This window comes from Mesorhizobium sp. M0208 (assembly GCF_040322015.1).
Taxonomy (GTDB): Bacteria; Pseudomonadota; Alphaproteobacteria; order Rhizobiales; family Rhizobiaceae; genus Mesorhizobium.
In genome coordinates this window covers 1-504 of the sequence record NZ_JAMYSP010000133.1, presented here as the reverse complement: position 1 = coordinate 504, position 504 = coordinate 1, and the positions used below count along the sequence as shown (strand labels likewise).

Here is a 504-nt window from a genome sequence, read left to right as displayed (position 1 = left end):
GATACCCTCCGGCGAAGGCCGCCTTGCGAGAGGACGGCACGGTAGCGAGGCTGCGCTCTTAAGGTCGCCCTTACGAGCGAAGTTAGCAGCACAGCATGAGCCATGTGACGTTATTGACCGGGCCTGAGCGTCGTCGTCGTTGGCGTGAAGAGGATCAGTGCCGGATACTGGCCGCGGCATTCGCGCCCGGGGCCACAGTGGCGGCGGTAGCGCGTCAGTACGATGTCGCGACCAGCCTGATCTATAAGTGGCGCCGCACGGTGAGAGCCCGCGAGACGGGCTTTGCCGAAGTTGTCGTGGCTCCCGATGAGCCTGTCGCCGTTTCGCGGCCGGCGGCATCCCCAGCGGTGATCGAGCTGGAGGTCGCCGGCAAGGTGCGGCTGCGGATTCCGCTGACCACGCCGCCAACACTGGCGGCAGCGATGGTGAAGGCGCTGGGCGTTTCATGATCCCGGTTCCGAGCCAGGTGCGGATCTGGTTGGCGGTCGGCCGGACCGATATGCG

1 protein-coding gene is annotated in these 504 nt (G+C 66.3%); it reads left to right on the top strand.

All coding sequences use genetic code 11. The features are described 5' to 3' along the window. Positions 1-95 precede the first annotated feature (95 nt). Positions 96-449, top strand: coding sequence for an IS66-like element accessory protein TnpA (tnpA, locus tag NKJ17_RS33980; protein WP_031239744.1), 354 nt, complete (start codon positions 96-98; stop codon positions 447-449). Positions 450-504: the final 55 nt, after the last annotated feature.

Bases quoted from the DNA above. Each gene is read 5' to 3' on its own strand.
- tnpA (WP_031239744.1), top strand. From the start codon at position 96: ATGAGCCATGTGACGTTATTGACCGGGCCTGAGCGTCGTCGTCGTTGG.